At 67.1% G+C, this 16979-nt stretch carries 20 protein-coding genes; 10 read left to right on the top strand and 10 right to left on the bottom strand.

The window, feature by feature from the left end:
* A complete protein-coding gene (locus J3E61_RS09940; RefSeq protein WP_192725041.1) occupies positions 1–663 on the bottom strand; it encodes a response regulator in 663 nt (220 codons plus the stop codon).
* 155 nt (positions 664–818) lie between these two features.
* Between J3E61_RS09940 and J3E61_RS09935 the strand changes: the two genes are divergently transcribed.
* The 6 genes from J3E61_RS09935 (at position 819) to J3E61_RS09910 (ending at position 5250) form a co-directional block, all read left to right on the top strand.
* Entirely contained in the window at positions 819–1049 is a 231-nt protein-coding gene (locus J3E61_RS09935) for a hypothetical protein (protein ID WP_210083432.1), read from the top strand.
* 71 nt (positions 1050–1120) lie between these two features.
* Positions 1121–1990 (top strand): LLM class F420-dependent oxidoreductase, encoded by an 870-nt coding sequence (locus tag J3E61_RS09930; protein ID WP_210083431.1) that lies wholly within the window; start codon positions 1121–1123, stop codon positions 1988–1990.
* Positions 1991–2136: 146 nt separating this feature from the next.
* The gene (locus J3E61_RS09925; protein WP_192725038.1) at positions 2137–2367 is read left to right on the top strand and encodes a hypothetical protein; all 231 of its coding nucleotides are present in this window, start codon (positions 2137–2139) and stop codon (positions 2365–2367) included.
* 78 nt (positions 2368–2445) lie between these two features.
* Positions 2446–2691: a hypothetical protein gene (locus J3E61_RS09920; RefSeq protein ID WP_210083430.1), complete on the top strand. Its 246-nt coding sequence runs from the start codon at positions 2446–2448 to the stop codon at positions 2689–2691.
* A 16-nt stretch (positions 2692–2707) separates the two neighbouring features.
* Positions 2708–3547 (top strand): methyltransferase domain-containing protein, encoded by an 840-nt coding sequence (locus J3E61_RS09915; protein ID WP_210083429.1) that lies wholly within the window; start codon positions 2708–2710, stop codon positions 3545–3547.
* 62 nt (positions 3548–3609) lie between these two features.
* Positions 3610–5250, top strand: a complete 1641-nt coding sequence (locus J3E61_RS09910) for a DHA2 family efflux MFS transporter permease subunit (RefSeq protein ID WP_210083428.1) — start codon at positions 3610–3612, stop codon at positions 5248–5250.
* On the opposite strand, the gene J3E61_RS09905 is transcribed toward J3E61_RS09910, so the two are convergent.
* Positions 5196–5657: a nuclear transport factor 2 family protein gene (locus J3E61_RS09905; RefSeq protein ID WP_210083427.1), complete on the bottom strand. Its 462-nt coding sequence runs from the start codon at positions 5655–5657 to the stop codon at positions 5196–5198. The genes J3E61_RS09910 and J3E61_RS09905 overlap by 55 nt on opposite strands.
* Before the next feature lie 78 nt (positions 5658–5735).
* On the opposite strand from J3E61_RS09905, the gene J3E61_RS09900 reads away from it, so the two are divergent.
* Genes J3E61_RS09900 through J3E61_RS09885 form a run of 4 tightly spaced genes read left to right on the top strand, consistent with a single transcriptional unit; the run spans position 5736 to position 8613 of the window.
* On the top strand, positions 5736–6956 hold the full coding sequence (locus tag J3E61_RS09900) for an acyl-CoA dehydrogenase family protein (RefSeq protein ID WP_210085496.1): 1221 nt from the start codon (positions 5736–5738) through the stop codon (positions 6954–6956).
* On the top strand, positions 6956–7753 hold the full coding sequence (locus J3E61_RS09895) for a tyrosine-protein phosphatase (RefSeq protein ID WP_210083426.1): 798 nt from the start codon (positions 6956–6958) through the stop codon (positions 7751–7753). The genes J3E61_RS09900 and J3E61_RS09895 overlap by 1 nt, the downstream gene beginning before the upstream one ends.
* A gap of 54 nt (positions 7754–7807) precedes the next feature.
* Positions 7808–8422, top strand: coding sequence for a fatty-acid--CoA ligase (locus J3E61_RS09890; protein WP_210083425.1), 615 nt, complete (start codon positions 7808–7810; stop codon positions 8420–8422).
* Positions 8422–8613: a (2Fe-2S)-binding protein gene (locus J3E61_RS09885; protein WP_192725030.1), complete on the top strand. Its 192-nt coding sequence runs from the start codon at positions 8422–8424 to the stop codon at positions 8611–8613. Before J3E61_RS09890 ends, J3E61_RS09885 begins: the two co-directional genes overlap by 1 nt.
* On the opposite strand, the gene J3E61_RS09880 is transcribed toward J3E61_RS09885, so the two are convergent.
* From J3E61_RS09880 to J3E61_RS09845, 8 genes are all read right to left on the bottom strand, one after another.
* A complete protein-coding gene (locus J3E61_RS09880; protein ID WP_210083424.1) occupies positions 8573–9058 on the bottom strand; it encodes a DUF456 domain-containing protein in 486 nt (161 codons plus the stop codon). The genes J3E61_RS09885 and J3E61_RS09880 overlap by 41 nt on opposite strands.
* The gene (locus tag J3E61_RS09875; RefSeq protein ID WP_210083423.1) at positions 9055–9750 is read right to left on the bottom strand and encodes a haloacid dehalogenase type II; all 696 of its coding nucleotides are present in this window, start codon (positions 9748–9750) and stop codon (positions 9055–9057) included. The genes J3E61_RS09880 and J3E61_RS09875 overlap by 4 nt, the downstream gene beginning before the upstream one ends.
* Positions 9750–10712 (bottom strand): NADPH:quinone oxidoreductase family protein, encoded by a 963-nt coding sequence (locus J3E61_RS09870; RefSeq protein WP_210083422.1) that lies wholly within the window; start codon positions 10710–10712, stop codon positions 9750–9752. Before J3E61_RS09870 ends, J3E61_RS09875 begins: the two co-directional genes overlap by 1 nt.
* A gap of 10 nt (positions 10713–10722) precedes the next feature.
* Entirely contained in the window at positions 10723–11586 is an 864-nt protein-coding gene (locus J3E61_RS09865; RefSeq protein WP_192725026.1) for an SDR family NAD(P)-dependent oxidoreductase, read from the bottom strand.
* Positions 11587–11598: 12 nt separating this feature from the next.
* Positions 11599–13017 carry an aldehyde dehydrogenase family protein gene (locus tag J3E61_RS09860; protein ID WP_192725025.1) on the bottom strand — a complete coding sequence of 473 codons (1419 nt, stop codon included), beginning with the start codon at positions 13015–13017 and terminating at the stop codon, positions 11599–11601.
* A gap of 164 nt (positions 13018–13181) precedes the next feature.
* Positions 13182–15035, bottom strand: coding sequence for a CocE/NonD family hydrolase (locus J3E61_RS09855; protein ID WP_210083421.1), 1854 nt, complete (start codon positions 15033–15035; stop codon positions 13182–13184).
* Positions 15036–15061: 26 nt separating this feature from the next.
* Positions 15062–15988: a class I SAM-dependent methyltransferase gene (locus J3E61_RS09850; protein WP_210083420.1), complete on the bottom strand. Its 927-nt coding sequence runs from the start codon at positions 15986–15988 to the stop codon at positions 15062–15064.
* Positions 15985–16941, bottom strand: a complete 957-nt coding sequence (locus tag J3E61_RS09845; RefSeq protein ID WP_210083419.1) for an SAM-dependent methyltransferase — start codon at positions 16939–16941, stop codon at positions 15985–15987. Before J3E61_RS09845 ends, J3E61_RS09850 begins: the two co-directional genes overlap by 4 nt.
* Positions 16942–16979 lie beyond the last annotated feature (38 nt).

Genomic DNA, 16979 nt, shown 5'->3' with positions numbered 1-16979 from the left:
CTACTCCAGCAGCTTGCGGCGCATGGCCTCCGCGACGGCGGCGCCGCGGTCGCTGACACCGAGCTTCTCGTAGAGGCGTTGCACGTGCGTTTTGACGGTCGACGGGGCCAGGAACAGCTCCTTGGCCATCGCGGGAATGCTGCTGCCCCCCGCGATCAGCTTCAACACCTCCCGTTCGCGCGGGCTGAGCACCGGGCCCTCGGGCTCGGCGCGCTTGCGGATCTCACCGGCCAGGCCAGCGGCCAGGCTCGGTGCGACGACGTCGCGGCCCTTCGCGCAGTCCAGCACCGCGTTGATCAGCTCGCTGCGGGTCGACTCCTTCGGCAGAAAGCCGGCCGCCCCTTCCTGCAGCGCGCGGAAGACGATCGCCGACTCGTCGTGTGCCGACACCAGCAGCACCCGGGTCGGCAGTTCGTCGCGGAGCACGGCGGCCGCGACCTCCGCGCCGTCCATCCCCGGCATCCGGTAGTCGAGCAGGGCGACCTGCGGCGAGTGCGCGCGAATCGCTTCGAGCGCCGAGAGGCCGTCGTCGGCTTCGGCCACCACCTCGATGGACCCGCTCGACGTCAGCGCACGGACCACCCCGTCGCGAAACAGCGGGTGGTCGTCACCAACCACCACGCGCACCTTTTCGCTGGTCACCACGCCAGCGTCGCACAGCATCCGCCCGTTCTTCCTCCGATTGGGGGACACGTGATTCATCCGTGTCCCCGGCCGATCGCCGGACATACAAACCCGTTGTGCTGCAGCACTCTTGAGTCATCGCCGGAACACACCGGCACAGGACATCAAAAGCCAACGCAGACAGGACAACTCACATGAACGCCACTCGAATCTTCGCCCTCCCGATCGTCGCGGCAGGCATCATCGGCGGCGCCGCGCTCGGCCTGGCAGGCACGGCCGGCGCAGCCACCACCGAGGCGCAGCAGCACAACATCGTCGCGGTACCGTCGGTCAAGGCGCACCCGGCGCCGGAGGCTCAGCCCGGCTGGCACTGGCACCACGGCGTGCACCACCTCGGCGACCTGCAGTCGAGCTACACCCGCTGACAACCGCCGCCGACCAGCACTGAGGCCCTCCCCGAGGAATTGGGGAGGGCCTCGCTGCGTTGCCGGCCAGTATGCGGATTGGCGTGACGTTTCCCCAGACAGAACTCGGCGGCGATGCGGGCGCGGTGCGCACCTACGGCCAATCGGTCGAGGAGTTGGGTTTCACCCATCTGCTGGCCTACGACCACGTCGTCGGCGCCGACCCCGAGGTGCACGAGGGCTGGGCAGGCCCCTATGACATCCGCACCACATTCCACGAGCCACTGGTCATGTTCGGCTACCTGGCGGCCATCACCACCACCCTGGAGCTGGTGACCGGCGTGATCATCCTGCCTCAGCGCCAAGCGGTGCTCACCGCCAAACAGGCCGCGGAGGTAGACCTGCTCAGCGAGGGCCGGCTGCGCTTGGGCGTCGGGATCGGCTGGAACGCCGTCGAGTACGAGGCGCTCGGCGAGGACTTCACCAACCGGGGCAGGCGCCTTGGCGAACAGGTCGAGGTGATGCGCCGGCTGTGGTCCGAACAGTCCGTGACGTTCGCGGGCAAGCACCATCGCGTGACCGGAGCCGGCCTGGCGCCGCTACCCGTGCAGCGGCCTATCCCGGTGTGGATCGGCGCGGCCTCGCGGCCCGCGCTGGAGCGCGCAGGCCGGCTTGCCGACGGATGGTTCCCGATGACCGGGCCTGGGCCGAAACTCGACGAAGCCCGCGACATCGTCGCGCGGGCGGCGACCGAGGCGGGCCGCGACCCGTCGACGCTGGGCATGGAGGGCCGGGTCACTTGGGCGGGCGACCCGCAGCGGGTCGCCGACGAACTCGCCGAGTGGAAAGCCGCGGGCGCCACGCACATGACGATCAACACGATGGGCGCGGGTCTGCGCACAGTCGACGAGCACCTCGCCGCGTTGGCCGCCGCCGCCGAAACGCTTCCGACGAACTCCTGACTTCCCCCGATTGGGGGACAAGCGGTTCATCCTGTCCTACCTCCGATCACCGGACATACAAAGCGTCCGCGGACCGGCACTCTTGAGTCATCACCGGAACACACCGGCACCAGAACTCAAAAGCCAACGGAGACAGGACAACTCACATGAACACCACTCGAATCTTCGCCCTCCCGATCGTCGCGGCCGGCATCATCGGCGGCGCCGCCCTCGGACTGGCGGGCACGGCCAGCGCAGCCACCGCGGACACACCGCAGCATTCCACCGTGGCAGCCCCGAGCGTCAAGGCCCACCCGGCCCCCGACGCCACGCCGGGCTGGCGCTGGCACCACGGTGTCCACCACCTCGCCGACCTGCAGCCCCACTACACCCGCTGATAACCCCCAGACCGAAACCCTCCCCGAAGTAGCCCCGGGGAGGGTTTCTCAAAACCCCACCCCCACAGGAGAATTCAAATGGCCATCAGTCGCAGCTTCGCCCGCTACATCGCCCTGCCCGCCATCTCGGCAGGCATCCTCGGCACTGCCGCCCTCGGACTGGCCGGTATGGCCAACGCGGGCACCTATTCGTACGACCCGACACCGAGGCCGGGCATCGTCGCCACCCCGAACACCATCGCCCGGCCGCCGATCGTGGTGATCCCCCGCCACCGCTGGCATCACGACGGCGGCCTGATCATCACCGCCCCGGGAGGCGAATAACCCTACAATCACCGCTATGGGCCAGCCGAACCCGCTGCATGCGATGTGGTCGACGGTGGCCCCCTCCTGGGACCGCTATGCCGATTTCATCGACGACCGCGGCGCCGGCGTCACCCAGGCGATGCTCTCGGCCGTCGACGTGCAGCCGGGCGATCGCGTGCTGGAATTGGGTTGCGGCCCAGGCGGACTCGGCATCGCCGCGGCCAAGCTGGTCGGCACCGAAGGCCGGGTTGTGCTTTCCGACGTCAGCCCCGAGATGGCGGCCATTGCCGCAGAGCGCGCTGAGCGGCTGGGACTGCGCAACGTCGACGCCCGGCAACTCGACATGGAACACATCGACGCGGCCGACTCGTCGTTCGACAAGGTCTTCAGCCGCGAGGCGTTGATGCTCGTGGCCGACCCCACTGCGGCGGCGCGGGAGGCACTGCGTGTGCTGCGTTCCGGTGGCGGCGCCGCGTTCTCGGTATGGGGACCGCCCACCGCCAACCCGTGGCTCAGCGCGCTACTCGACGCGGTCGGTTCGCAGCTCGGAGCACCAGTCCCACCACCCGGCGTGCCAGGCCCGTTCTCGTTGTCGGCGCCAGGCGCGCTGGCGACGGTCTTGACCGATGCCGGGTTCGATGGCGTCGACGTCCGCGAGGTGGACGCGACCATGCATGTCGCGTCCCTCGACGAGTGGTGGGAGATCGTGCCGTCGCTGGCAGGGCCGGTCGCGGCGCTGCTGGCCTCGCTGCCTGACGACGTGCGCTCCGCGATCCGCGATCAGGGCGAATCGGTGCTGACGGGTTATGCGGCCCAAACGGGGTACGCCATTCCCGGCAAGTGCCTGGTCGGCGTGGGCCGCGCCGCGGTTTGAACCCCCGTCCCTCGGGGAATCATTAGCCGACCTAGCTGCTCTTCTGGAGAGGTCGACTTGTAGTGGCACACCGCGTGGAGAACCCGGACGCTGCCGTCGAATCGGCGCAGCACCCCGACGAGTATCCGGACCGCATCGATGCAGGCCTGCTGAAGATCACCAGCGTCTGTGTGCTGGCCGCGATCATGACGATTCTCGACACCACCGTCGTCAACGTCGCCCAGCGCACCTTCATCAGCGACTTCGGTTCGACGCAGGCGGTCGTGGCCTGGACCGCAACCGGATACACGCTTGCGCTGGCGGCGGTCATCCCGCTGACCGGCTGGGCCGCCGACCGCTTCGGCACCAAGCGGTTGTTCATCGGCTCGGTCGTGTTGTTCACCGCGGGCTCACTGCTGTGTGCGATGGCGGGCGACGTCACGCAGCTGATCGCATTCCGGGTGCTGCAGGGGCTCGGCGGCGGCATGTTGATGCCTTTGGTCTTCACGATCCTGACGCGCGAGGCAGGCCCCCGGCGCATTGGACGGCTGATGGCGGTGTTGGGCATCCCGATGCTGCTCGGCCCGGTGGGCGGCCCCATCCTGGGTGGCTGGCTCATCGACGCGTACGGATGGCAGTGGATCTTCTTGATCAATGTGCCTATCGGCATCGTCTCCGTGGTGCTCGCGGTGCTGATCTTCGACAAGGACCGCCCGTCTGCGACGGAGTCGTTCGACCTGATCGGCATGCTGTTGCTGTCCCCCGGGCTGGCCACCTTCCTGTACGGGGTGTCGTCACTGCCCGAGCACGGCCGGGTGACGGACGGCCACGTGTGGATTCCCGCGGCCATCGGCCTGGTGCTCGTCGCCTGCTTCGTCGCGCATGCGCTGACGCGTGCCGCGCAGCCGCTGATCGACCTACGGCTGTTCACCAACCGCTTGATGGCCATCGCCAACGCGTCCATGTTGGTCTTCGCCGCAGCGTTCTTCGGCGCAATCCTGTTGCTGCCCAGCTACTTTCAGCAAGTGTTTCACCAGACGCCGTTCCAGTCCGCGATCCACATCATTCCGCAGGGTCTCGGTGCGATGCTCACCATGCCGATCGCCGGTCGGATCATGGACCGGCAGGGGCCTGGCAAGATCGTGCTCGTCGGCATCACGCTGATGTGCGCCGGGATGGGCGCTTTCGCCTACGGCAGCTGGCACCAGGACGCCTACTTCCCGGTACTCGTCACCGGCCTGACCGTGTTCGGGATGGGCATGGGCTGCACGATGATGCCGTTGTCGGGCTCGGCGGTGCAGACGCTGCGACCCGAGCAGGTGGCCCGCGGTTCGACGCTGATCAACGTCAACCAGCGCGTCGCCGGCTCCATCGGAACCGCGGTGATGTCGGTGATCCTGACCAATCAGATCAACGGAAGCGCAACCCTTGCCGCCGCGAACAAGGCCGCCGCGCTGCAGGAAGCCGCCGCGAAAAGCGGCGTGCCGGTCAACCCGGCCGCTCTGCCGCCCGAAGTGCGAGCACCCGGCTTCGCCGCGCAGGTCGCGCACGAGCTATCCCACGCGTACACGATGGTCTTCATCATCGCGGCGATACTGATCGCGCTGGCTTACCTGCCCGCCGCGTTCCTGCCCAATAAGCAGGTGCAGGTGGACAGCCAGGCAGACGATCACCAGAGCGGGATGTCCAGGCCGTATTCCGACTCCGGCCGCGGGCCGAAGTAGCGTCGCTCCGACTCGTCGATCTTCACGTCGTTGATGCTGGCCTCGCGGCGCGCCATCAGACCCTCCGGCGTGAACTCCCACAGCTCGTTGCCGTAGCTGCGATACCACTGGCCGCTGGCGTCGCGGCTTTCGTACTGGAAGCGCACCGCCATCCGGTTCTCCCGAAAACCCCACAGGCTCTTGCGTAGTACGTAATCGAGCTCGCGTTCCCACTTGCGGGTCAGAAACGCCACGATCTCCTCGCGTCCGACCACGTGCTGGTCGCGGTTTCGCCACTGTGAGTCGACGGTGTAGGCCAGGCTGACTTTCTCGGGGTCGCGGGTGTTCCATGCGTCTTCGGCGGCCTGCACCTTCTGCCGTGCGGTCTCGAGGGTGAACGGGGGGAACGGCGGTCGGCTCTCGGTCATGTCATGTTTCTACGCCCGACGCACTGCCAATGATTCCCCAATCGACAGGTGTCATATCGTGGCCGCATGGACTTCGCGATGTCGGCCAAGGGTCAGGACTACTACGACCGGCTGGCCGATTTCATGGTCGAGCACGTTTTCCCGGCCGAGGCCTCCTACGACGCGTACCGCGAGGAAAAGGGCCCGAAGGATCACACCGTGCCACCGGTGGTCGAGGAGCTCAAGAAGCTGGCCAAGGAAGCCGGCCTGTGGAACCTGTTCCTGCCGTCGGAGTCGGGGCTGACGAACCTCGAGTACGCGCCGCTGGCCGAGCTGACGGGCTGGAGCATGGAGCTCGCACCCGAGGCCACCAACTGCGCGGCACCCGATACCGGCAACATGGAGACGCTGCATCTGTTCGCCACCGACGAGCAGCGCGAGCAGTGGCTCGAGCCGCTGCTGAACGGCGAGATCCGCAGCGCGTTCGCGATGACCGAGCCCGCGGTGGCGTCCTCCGACGCCCGCAACATCCAGACCACGATGCTGCGCGACGGTGACGACTACGTCATCAACGGCCGCAAGTGGTGGATCTCGGGCGCCGCCGACCCGCGGTGTCGGATCCTGATCGTGATGGGCCGCACCAATCCGGATGCCGCCAGCCATCAGCAGCAGTCGATGATCCTGGTGCCGGTCGACACCCCGGGTGTCTCGATCGAGCGGTCGCTTCCGGTGTTCGGCTGGCAGGACCAGCACGGGCACTGCGAGATCAGCTTCGACAACGTGCGGGTGCCGGTCGCCAATCTGCTCGGTGAGGAGGGCGGCGGGTTCGCGATCGCCCAGGCCCGACTCGGACCGGGCCGCATCCACCACTGCATGCGCGCCATCGGCGTCGCCGAGCGGGCCATGGCGCTGATGATCGACCGGGTCAACACCCGCATCGCGTTCGGTAAGCCGTTGGCCGACCAAGGCGTGGTGCAGCAGCAGGTTGCGTTGTCGCGCAACGAGATCGACCAGGCCAGGTTGCTCTGTCACAAGGCGGCGTGGACCATCGATCAGCACGGTAACAGGAGCAAGGACGCCCAGCAGCACGTCGCGATGATCAAGGCGGTCGCGCCGCAGATGGCGTGCAACGTGATCGACCGGGCGATCCAGGTGCACGGCGCGGCAGGTATCAGCGACGACACCGTGCTGGCCCGGCTGTACGGGTGGCACCGCGCGATGCGGCTGTTCGACGGGCCCGACGAGGTGCACATGCGGACCATCGCCCGCAACGAACTCGGCCGCGAGAAGTCGGCGTTTGCGGCGGCGGTGACGGGCTAGTGGCGGTCGGCATCGGGGAACTGTCGGGAGCGTGGAACTTTCGTGATGTGGCGGAGGAAACGGGCGTGCAGCCGGGCCGGTTCTTCCGGTCCAGCGAGCTGAGCCACCTCGACGACTCGGGCCGTGAGGCGTTTCGCCAGTTGGGCATCACCGATGTCGCCGACCTGCGCTCGGCCCGCGAGATCGACCGCCACGGACCGGGACTGGTGCCGCCTGGCGTCGAGGTGCACTTGTTGCACTTCCACGAGGTGTCGGCCGTCGACGGCGAGGCACCACACGAGACCGCCTTCCAGAAGATGATGGGCGAGAAGCCAGACGACGAGGACATCGACGCCGCGGCCCGCCGATTCATGACCGAGGAATACCTGCGCTTCCCCACCCTGGGCGGCGCGCAACGCGCTGTGCGGCAAGTCATTTCGCTGCTAGCCAACGAGCGGCCGGTGATCGCGCACTGCTTCGCAGGCAAGGACAGAACCGGTTTCACCGTGGCGACGGTGCTCGGCGCCGTCGGCGTCGATCGCGACGTCATCGTGGCCGATTTTCTGCGCAGCAACGATGCGGTGCCGCGGCTGCGGGAGCAGATCCTGGCTTCGATCCGCGAGCGAACCGATACGGCGGAAGAGGTGACGTTCGCCGAGGCGCGGTTGACCGACGCGGTGCTCGGCGTGCAGGAGGAATACCTGGACGCCTCCCGCCGGTCGATCGAGGAGAACTACGGATCGCTGCGGGGTTACCTCGAAGCGGCGGGCGTTCCTGCCGCCGATCTCGCGCGGGTGCGCACGGCGCTGTTGGGATAGTTCCCGAATTGCCCGCGTAGGCAGCGACAGTGGCCGGTAGCGTCGGTGCCGACGATGATTCCGGAAACGCATTCGCTGGTATTGACCACCGACTACCGCGTGCCCGACCCCAGTCGGGTGTGGCCGCTGCTGCAGCGGCGCCGCGACGGCCTTGCCGCGCTCGGGGCGCACCACGTGTTCGTCTTCACCTCCACCACCGACCCCGAGCGGGTGCTGGTCACCATCGCGCTGCAGACCCGGGAACCCGTCGTCGAACTGTTGCGATCACGCGCCTTCTTCGAATGGTTCGACGCCGTCGGTGTCGAGGACCTGCCCGCGGTGTTCGCAGGCGAGCTGATCGAGCGGTTCGACTTCGTGGCCGAAGCCAATGCGCCGGGCGTCGTGGTCGCAGGGATCATCTGTGTGGACGATCCGGCTGTCTTTCGCGGTCAGGTCCGCCAGACCCGAGACATGTTCCTGGAGGCCGGGATTCGGCGCGTGCGGATCTTCGAGGCCTTCGACGATCCCAACGAGATCATGTTCCTACACGAGCTGTCCGATGCGGGCACGGCAGAGCGTTGGATGCGCCGTCCCGACGTAGCCGCCGAATGGTTTTCCGATGCCGGGGTTGGCGCCTATCCGCCGTTGTTCGTCGGCAGGTTGGCGCACATGATGCGTATCGAGCGCTGATGTACGTCTGCCTGTGCCTCGGTGTCACCAGCGACACCATCAGCCGGGCGGTGGCCTCGGGCGCGACAACGTCCAAAGAGGTCGCGCAGGCGTGTGGCGCAGGATCGGAATGCGGCCGCTGCCGGCGCACCGTTCGCGCGATCATCGCCGCTAGTGAGTCAGATAGACGCCCGCCGCCCAGACAGCAGTAGCGAGCAGCGCACCGCACAACTCGATGCCGACCGAAAGCGCGACGCCCTTCAGCGCGTGCTTCGTCGATGTCCATGCCACGCGTTGGTCGTGTCGCTTCGCCAGTTCGGCCAGATAGATTCCCAGCACAAAACCGATCAGCAAGCCCAGCACGGGAATCACGAAGAACCCGACGATGCCGAGCACAGCGCCTGCCACCAAGCTCCACGTGCTGACGTCGGCGGCCCGCATGCGTCGCGCCGGCCACAGGTACTTGATCAATGTCGAGACCGCCAGCAGAGCGGCTACCACCCCGAGCGTCGCCCATGAGGTCACGTTGTGCTCGGCGACCGCCCATACCGCGATCGCCGCGAACACCAGCAGTGTTCCCGGCAACAGCGGCACGACGATGCCGACCAACCCGACGAAGATGACGAGCGCGACGAGCAGGATGCCGCCGGTGCTCATGCGCCTAGCTGTGCGGCGAGGTTCAGGAAATCGTTTGCGACGTAATCGAACTCGTCGCCTTTGACACTGTGCGGCGCGCGCCCGGGGCCGTGTTCGAGGGGCCGGTCGACGTACGCGGTCTTGAGTCCACTGGCGTGGGCCGCTTTCAGGTCGCTGGGATGCGCGGCGACGAGCATCAGCTCATCCGGCTGCACGCCAAGGAGATCAGCGCAGCCGAGGTAGGCCTCCGGATCGGGCTTGTAGTGGTGGAACAGTTCGGCGGAGATCACGCAGTCCCATGGCAGGCCGGCGCGCTTGGCCATGTTGGTCAGCAGCGACATGTTGCCGTTGGAAAGCGTTGTGATGACGAACTTCTCCTTCAACCGCATCAGCCCTGCAACGCTGTCCGGCCACGGGTCCAGACGGTGCCAGGCGCGATTGAGGTCGTCGATGTCTTCCTCGCTCACCGACACCTCACCCAGCAGTTCGACGAGGATCATCCGGTGCAGGTCGTCGATACGCGTCCACGGCAGTTCGCCGCGGCGAACGCGATCCATCGCGGGCGCATATCCGGCGCGCCAGTTGTCGGCGAAGGTCGCCCAATCCTGCTGCAGCCCATGGCGTTGGCCGAACTGTTCGAGCTCACCGATGATGCTCGACCGCCAGTCGACGACTGTCCCGAAGACGTCGAAAGCCAACGCGCGCACACTCATCACGGCTCCAGCACGACCTTTCCGAGCACCCCGCCGTCGGCAAGGCTCTGCAACGCGGCGCTGCCTTCGGCCAGTGGATACCTGATCGGTGGTGGCGGCCGCAGCCCCGCCTTGACCAGTTCGTTGACGCCGTACTCGAACAACGACTGCGCGCCAGGCTTGCGGTTGACGAATTCGCCGTAGCCGACGCCGATCACGCTGATGTTGCGCAACAGCAGCCGGTTGACCTTGACCGTCGGAATGCCGCCTGCGGCAAAGCCGATTACCAGCAGCCGGCCCTCGGTGTCCAGCGCACGGATCGCGTCGTCGAACGCGTCGCCGCCGACGGGATCGACCACCAGGTCGACCCCGCGGCCGTCGGTTGCGTCCTTCACCGCAGCCAGCCAGCCGTCGGTCAGCGGCAGCACGACGTCGGCGCCGAGCGACTTCACGAAGTCCATCGCCTCGGGCCGGTGCACCATCGCGATGACCCGCGCGCCGAGTGCCTTGGCGATCTGTACGGACGCGGTGCCGATGCCGCCGCCCGAGCCGAGCACCAGCACCGTCTCGCCCTGGCGCAGCGCGCCGCGCTTGGCAAGCGCGAAATACATCGTCTGGTAGTTGCCAAGCAGCGCAACGGCTTCGGCGTCGTCGATGCCGTCCGGCGTCGGTTTCAGGTTGTCGGCTGCCACGGCCACCTGTTCGGCCCAGCCGCCCAGCATCGACAGCGCCGTGACGCGTTGGCCCGGTTTGAACTCGGACTCGTACGGCGCGGAGCGCACCACCCCGGCGACCTCCATGCCGGGGATGAACGGCGGCTCCAGACGAAGCTGATACTCGCCGCGCAGCAGCAGCAGGTCGGGGAAGCTCACGCCCGCCGCACCGACGTCGATGACAACGACATCGTCGCCCTTCACGTCATCGACGTCGGTGTACTTCAGTCCGGTTGGTCCGGAAAGTTCCTGCGCGACAAGCGCTTTCATCCGGAACCGGTCAGCGCAGGCTGAATGCGGCTGGTTGGGCCGCAGACAGGTCGGTGATCTCGCCCCACTTGCCGGAGACCTCGTCGACGCTTGGCACGTGGTCGAACGTGACACCATCGGTCTGGAACAGCGCCGCCCGCTGTACTTTCCCGCCGCCTACGATGAAGATCGACGCGGTCTCGGGCACCTCCTCGGTGCACAGATACGCGACCACGGGTGCCACGTATTCGGGCGTCAGCTTCTCCAGTACTTCCTTCGGAAGGATGTCTTCGGTCATGCGGGTGGCGGCGATCGGCGCGACCGCGTTGGTCTTGATGTTGTACTTCGCGCCCTCTTGAGCCAGCGTGTTGATCAGGCCGACGAGCCCCAGTTTGGCTGCGCTGTAGTTGGCCTGACCGAAGTTGCCGAACAAGCCGCTGGTCGAGGTGGCGACGACGACGCGGCCGTAGCTCTGCTCACGGAAGTGCGGCCACGCCGCCCGGATCACGTTGTAGCCGCCGTACAGGTGCACCTTGAGCACGGAGTCCCAGTTGGCGAACTCCATCTTGTGGAAGGTGCCGTCGCGCAGGATGCCCGCGTTGGAAACCACGCCGTCGACCTTGCCGAACTCGTCGATCGCGGTCTTGATGATGTTCTCGGCGCCCTCGGACTCGGCAACGGAGTCGTAGTTGGCGACGGCGCGACCGCCGGCGTCCTTGATCTCCTTGACCACCTGGTCGGCCATGTTGTGTCCGGCGCCGGTGCCGTCGCGCGCACCGCCGAGGTCATTGACGACGACGCTGGCGCCCTCCTTGGCGAGCGTCAACGCATACTCGCGCCCGAGTCCGCCTCCGGCCCCGGTGACGACGATGACGCGATCCTGCACTCCTGGCATGAGGTTCCTTTCTCAGAACAGCCGTCTTGCGAGCTTGAAAGCCTTCTCTGTATACGGGGGATAGATGAACGCGCCGACATCGGGTCGGGTTGGCTTGGTCATCACGGTCTTGCGGTGGCTGAACTGCTCGAAGCCGAACTTGCCGTGGTAGGCGCCCATGCCCGAAGGGCCGACGCCGCCGAACGGCAACTTGTTGGTCGAGAACTGGAAGAGCAGGTGGTTGATCACCATGCCGCCTGCCGGAACCTCTTTGATCACCCGCTCGCGGATGCTCTTGGTCTTGGTGAACAGGTAGGCGGCCAACGGCTTTGGCCGCGAGTTCACGAAACCGATTGCGTCGTCGAGTGATTGGACGGTCATGATCGGCAGGATCGGGCCGAAGATCTCGTCGGTCATCAACGGCTCGGCCGGGTCGGGGTCGACGACGACCGTGGGCTGGATGCTGATCTTCGAGGGATCCGAGCCGCCGCCGATGACGACGTCACCCTTGGTCGCGGCAAGCGACGCCGTGAGCCGGTCGAAATGGCGCTCGTTCACGATCCGCTTGCCGCCGGGGTTTTGTGACTCGAAGGTCGTGACCGCGGCCTTGATCTTGTCGACGAGTTCGTCGCGGATCTTCGCATCGGCGATCACGTAGTCCGGCGCGATGCAGATCTGCCCGGAGTTGATCAGCTTGGTCCAGGCGATCCGCTTGGCCGCGACGTCGATGTCGGCGTCCGCGGCCACGATCACCGGGCTCTTTCCGCCCAGCTCCAACGTGACCGGTGTCAGGTGCGGGGCGGCGCCTTCGTAGACCTTTCGGCCGATCTCGGTGCCACCCGTGAAGCAGATGTGATCGAAGCCCTGGGCGATGAGCTCCTGGCTGACCGCGCCGTCGCCCTCGATAACCGCGATCGCGTCGGGGTCCAGATACTTGGGCACCAGTTCGGCCATCATCGCCGACGAGGCCGGGCACACCTCCGACGGCTTGAGCAAGACGGTGTTCCCCGCGGCGATCGCGCCGACGGCAGGGCCGAGCGTCAACACGAACGGGAAGTTCCATGCGCCGATCACCAGCACCGTGCCGTATGGCTCGTATTCGACCCACCCGCGCCCGGGCAGCTGCGACATCTCCAGCAGCCGGTAGCGACGGCGCATCCACTTCTTGACGTTCTTGGCGGCGTCCTTCGCCTCCCCCGCGGTGCTGGCGATGTCGGCCAGCCATGCCTCGAACGGGCTGCGGCCGAGGTCCTTCTCGAGGGCCTCCATCAGCGCGCCCTCGTTTTCGACCATCATCTTCTCGAGCGCCAGCAGCTGCTGCTTGCGCCACTCGACGCTGCGAGTGCGTCCGGTCTTGAAGGTCTCCCTGAGCCGGCGGACGGTGCCTGGGATGTCTGGGGTATCGCTGGCGGGCGTTTGAATGGTTTCAGGCGCCACTGATTCGGTGGTCATGGTGGGTGTCCTTCCTGACCCGAGGAGGAATACCCGATCCTAACCAACCGGTTGGCTCGGCCAATAGGCCCAGTTTCCCGCCGCTGACCGACCGTGTTTGTACGTGAACACGCCGCGATAACGCGTGCAAACGCGGTCGCTCGCGGCAGTTGGGGGTTGGGGGCTCAGCCGGGGATGACCGGCAGCGTGATGGCCGAGGGATGCGCCGCGTCATGCAGGATCGTCTGGACCGCGGTCTGGAGGGCGGCGTTCTCACCGAACGGCGCACCGGTGTTGGGGTTCGGCGCGAACTGCGGATAGTCGCTGCTGGAGATCTCGAGGCGGATGCGATCGCCCTTCCGGAACTCGTAGCTCGTCGGCCAGATCTGGATCCGATATTCATACGGGCGGCCCGGCACCGTAGGCGTCGGGGTGGCCAGCGAATCGCGGAAAGCGGTGCGCAGGATGCCGTTGTTGAGGTTGATGACGCTGCCGTCCGGTTTGGCCACCGTCAGCTTGGCCGTGAAATCCGTATCGGGTGCGCTGGACTGCGCCCACAGTCGCACGGTCACCGGCCCGGTGACCTCGGTGTCGCTCGGTAGCGGACCACCGTCGTAGACGAGGACGTCGGAGCGTTGCTCGACGGGGACCTGGTCGAACGGCCCCTGCGGACCCGAGCTTGCGCCGCAGCACGAATGCCCACCCAGGCTGGGCGCCGGGAAGGCGGGGTCGTAGGTGTAGGTGTCTGGCGGCTGTGCACCCGGTGCGCTCGTGACGAGTTGCCCCTTGCGGTCGGCGATCCCGCCCGCGCCCGACAGGTAGAGGGTCGTCCATTTCGTCTGCGGCAGCGGCCATTTCGTCGCCGACTTCCACTTGTCGGCACCCATCACGAAATAGTCGACGCGCGGGCCAGTCGCGGCGCCGTTGTTCTGTCCCTTGAGGAAGTGGTCGAACCACTCCAGCATCACGTCGTTGATCGGGCTGTCTCCGACTGCGCCGATGTCATGCAGCAGCGGCGCGGGCTGCGAGCCAGGCCGTCCCCAGTTGACGTGGTCCCATGGCCCGATCACCAGCCGCTGATTGGCGCGAGCCGAGTCGGAGCCGCCGTTGGCAACCATGCCGGTGAAGTTCTCCACGCCGCCCGCGAGGAACGCGTCATACCAGCCCCCGAAATCGAGCACCGGCACCTTCACCGAGGCGTAGCGATCCCGGATGCTGACCTTCGTCCAGAAGTCGTCGCGAGTCGAGTGCCGGATCCAGTCGAAATACCACGGCGCGACCGCGGGGTTCTGCGGCTGCATCGGCGGCAGGTCCTTGAACGGCCGGAAGTTCATCCACCGCGTCGGATCGGCCTCCGCCGCTGTCAGCTCGTCGACCGTCGCCTGATCGCCGCGGTTTTTCGCGGCGCCCAATGCGAGTGAGCCGATCGCCCACGGCTGTACGAACGCAAGACGGAATTCGCCGCCCTCGTAGGTCCATCCGTCGTAGTAGTCCGAGGCCGTGTTGGCGGGTGCGATCGTCACCAAGTGCGGCGGCGCGGCCACGGCGGCCAACCATTGGGTGGCACCGACGTAGGACGAGCCGTACATGCCCACCTTGCCGTTGGAACCGGGCAGCGCGGCGGCCCACTCGACCGAGTCGTAACCGTCGGCCATGTCGTTGGTGAACTCGCTGAACGTTCCGCCCGAGGTGCCCTGGCCGCGGACGTCCTGAATCACCACGAGGTAGCAGTGCGACGCGAACCAGTCCGGCGGCTGATATCGCTCAGGCGTCACCTGTGCGCCGGACTTTCCGTACTGGGTGCGCATCAGGATGACCGGCACGGGATCGGCGGTGCGCGGCCGATAGACGTCGGCCCGCAACACGGTGCCGTCGCGCATCGTGGCGGGCACGTCTGCTTGTTTCGAGACCTCACACGGGCCGCGTCCGGCACTCGGCGGGAACGGTCGAGACGCACCGGCATGGTGGGCGGCGCATCCGCTGAAAACCAGGACTACGGCCGCCACAACGGCGCCGATGCGGACAGCGGCTACGCGCACACCATGAAGTTAACGCCTCGCGGGTATTACAGCTTGCGGCCGGTGACGAACGTCGAGAACGAGTCGTCGCCGGTGTCCACCAACTCGACGGCACGGCCCAACCGGCGCATCTCGTCCTGTGAGGTGACAGCCGTTGACTGCCACCCGTGCTCGTTCAGCCAGACAGCGACGTCGGCGCGGTCGGGATCTTCGTAGGTCAACTCCCCGATGTCGAGCGTGCTGTCCACGCCGAACTGTTCGGCGAGCTTGCCGAACCGCTCCCGCATCCGCTCGCGGCGATCCGCGGCGTGAATGCCGACGGTCTCGGCAGAAATGCGGCTGCCCGGGGCCGACAGCGCGGTGATGTTCTCGAAGAGCCGGTCCTGCGCGTCGGCCGGCAGGTACATCAGCAGGCCCTCGGCCAGCCATGCGGTCGGTGAACTCTGGTCAAAACCTTTGTCCTGCAACGCTTTCGGCCAGTCGTAGCGCAGATCCATCGCGACTGCGCGGCGCTCGGCCGTCGGCGCGACACCGTCCAGCGTCGCAGCTTTGTACTCCAGCACCTTCGGCTGGTCGATCTCGTAGACCGTGGTGCCCGCGGGCCACGGCAACCGGTAGGCGCGCGAGTCAAGGCCGGACGCCAGGATGACGATCTGGCGGATGCCCGCCGCGGCGGCGTCGGTGAAGAAGGCGTCGAAGAAGTGGGTGCGGACCGCTTGGTAGGCGCCCATGTGCTCGACGACCGCCGCGACCTCGGGGTCGGCGTCGCCGACCTTGGCGACGAACTGGTCGTCGAGCATGAACTCCCAGATGCCGGTGCCCGCGTTCGCGACAAGGTCCTTGGCGTAGGGGTCGCGAATCAGCGGGTCGTCCCGGTCGGTCTCGGCGGCCCTGGCCGCGGCGACCATGACCGCGGTTGCCCCGACGCTGGTGGCGATGTCCCAGGTGTCGTTCTCGGTGCGCTGCGAGCTCATCGGGCGTCTCCTTCAAGCCGGGCGTGCACGAACACGCTGTCCATCGCTTCTTCGACGAGGTCTTCGGTGGGCGGTCGGCCCAGCCGGGTCATCTCCTCGGCACTGGGCACGGCGTCGACGCGCCAGCCGTGGTCGGCCAGCCAGTCGGCAGCGTCGGCGCGGGCGTCGTCGGTGTACATCAGGGTGTCGACGTCGAGGTCCAGGCCCAGACGCTCACGCAGCTGGGCGGTCCGCTCGCGCCGCGCTGCTCGCTTTTCCGGTGAGTACTGCGCGGGGTGCAGGTTGAAGGCCTCGACGGCGATCTGACTGCCTGCGGCGCTGTGCTCGGTGACCAGCTCGAACAACCGATCCTGAGCGTCGCCGGGCAGATACGGCAGCAGGCCCTCGGCCAGCCACCCGGTCGGTCGGGTCGGGTCGAAACCGGCGGCGATCAGGGCGGCGGGCCAGTCGTCACGTAGGTCGACCGCGACGGGAACGCGTCGCGACTTGGCCACCGCGCCGTGAGCGTCCAGGGTCGAGGTCTTGTAGCCGAGCACCTTTGGCTGGTCGATCTCGTACACCGTTGTGCCTGCGGGCCAGTCAAGCCGATACGCCCGCGAGTCCAGCCCCGCGGCCAGGATCACGACCTGACGGATACCGGTGCGGACCGCGGCGGTGAAGTAGCCGTCGAAGTAGTGCGTCCGCACGGCCTGGTAGTTACGTGCCATCTCGTGCAACCGCAGTGCGTGCTCGTCGTCGCGCAGCCAGCTGTCGTCGGCGCTGGCCATCTGCGCCCAGGCGGGGCCGGCCGATGAGGTCAGCAGATAGGCGTAGTCGTCGCGGATCAGCGCGTCAGGGCGGGCGGTTTCCGCGGCCCGTGCCGCAGCAACGCCCAACGCGGTTGCCCCGACACTTTCGGTGATGTCCCAGCTGTCGCCGTCGGCGCGGACGCTGTATTCGCTCAAATCAGTCATATCGTAAGCAATGCTATCTAATAAGTTAGCAGAGCTAT

The organism is Mycobacterium sp. OAE908 (genome assembly GCF_017872775.1).
Classification (GTDB): Bacteria; Actinomycetota; Actinomycetes; order Mycobacteriales; family Mycobacteriaceae; genus Mycobacterium.
The sequence above is the reverse complement of the archived record's forward strand: the minus strand, read 5'-3'. Positions and strand labels throughout refer to the sequence as shown.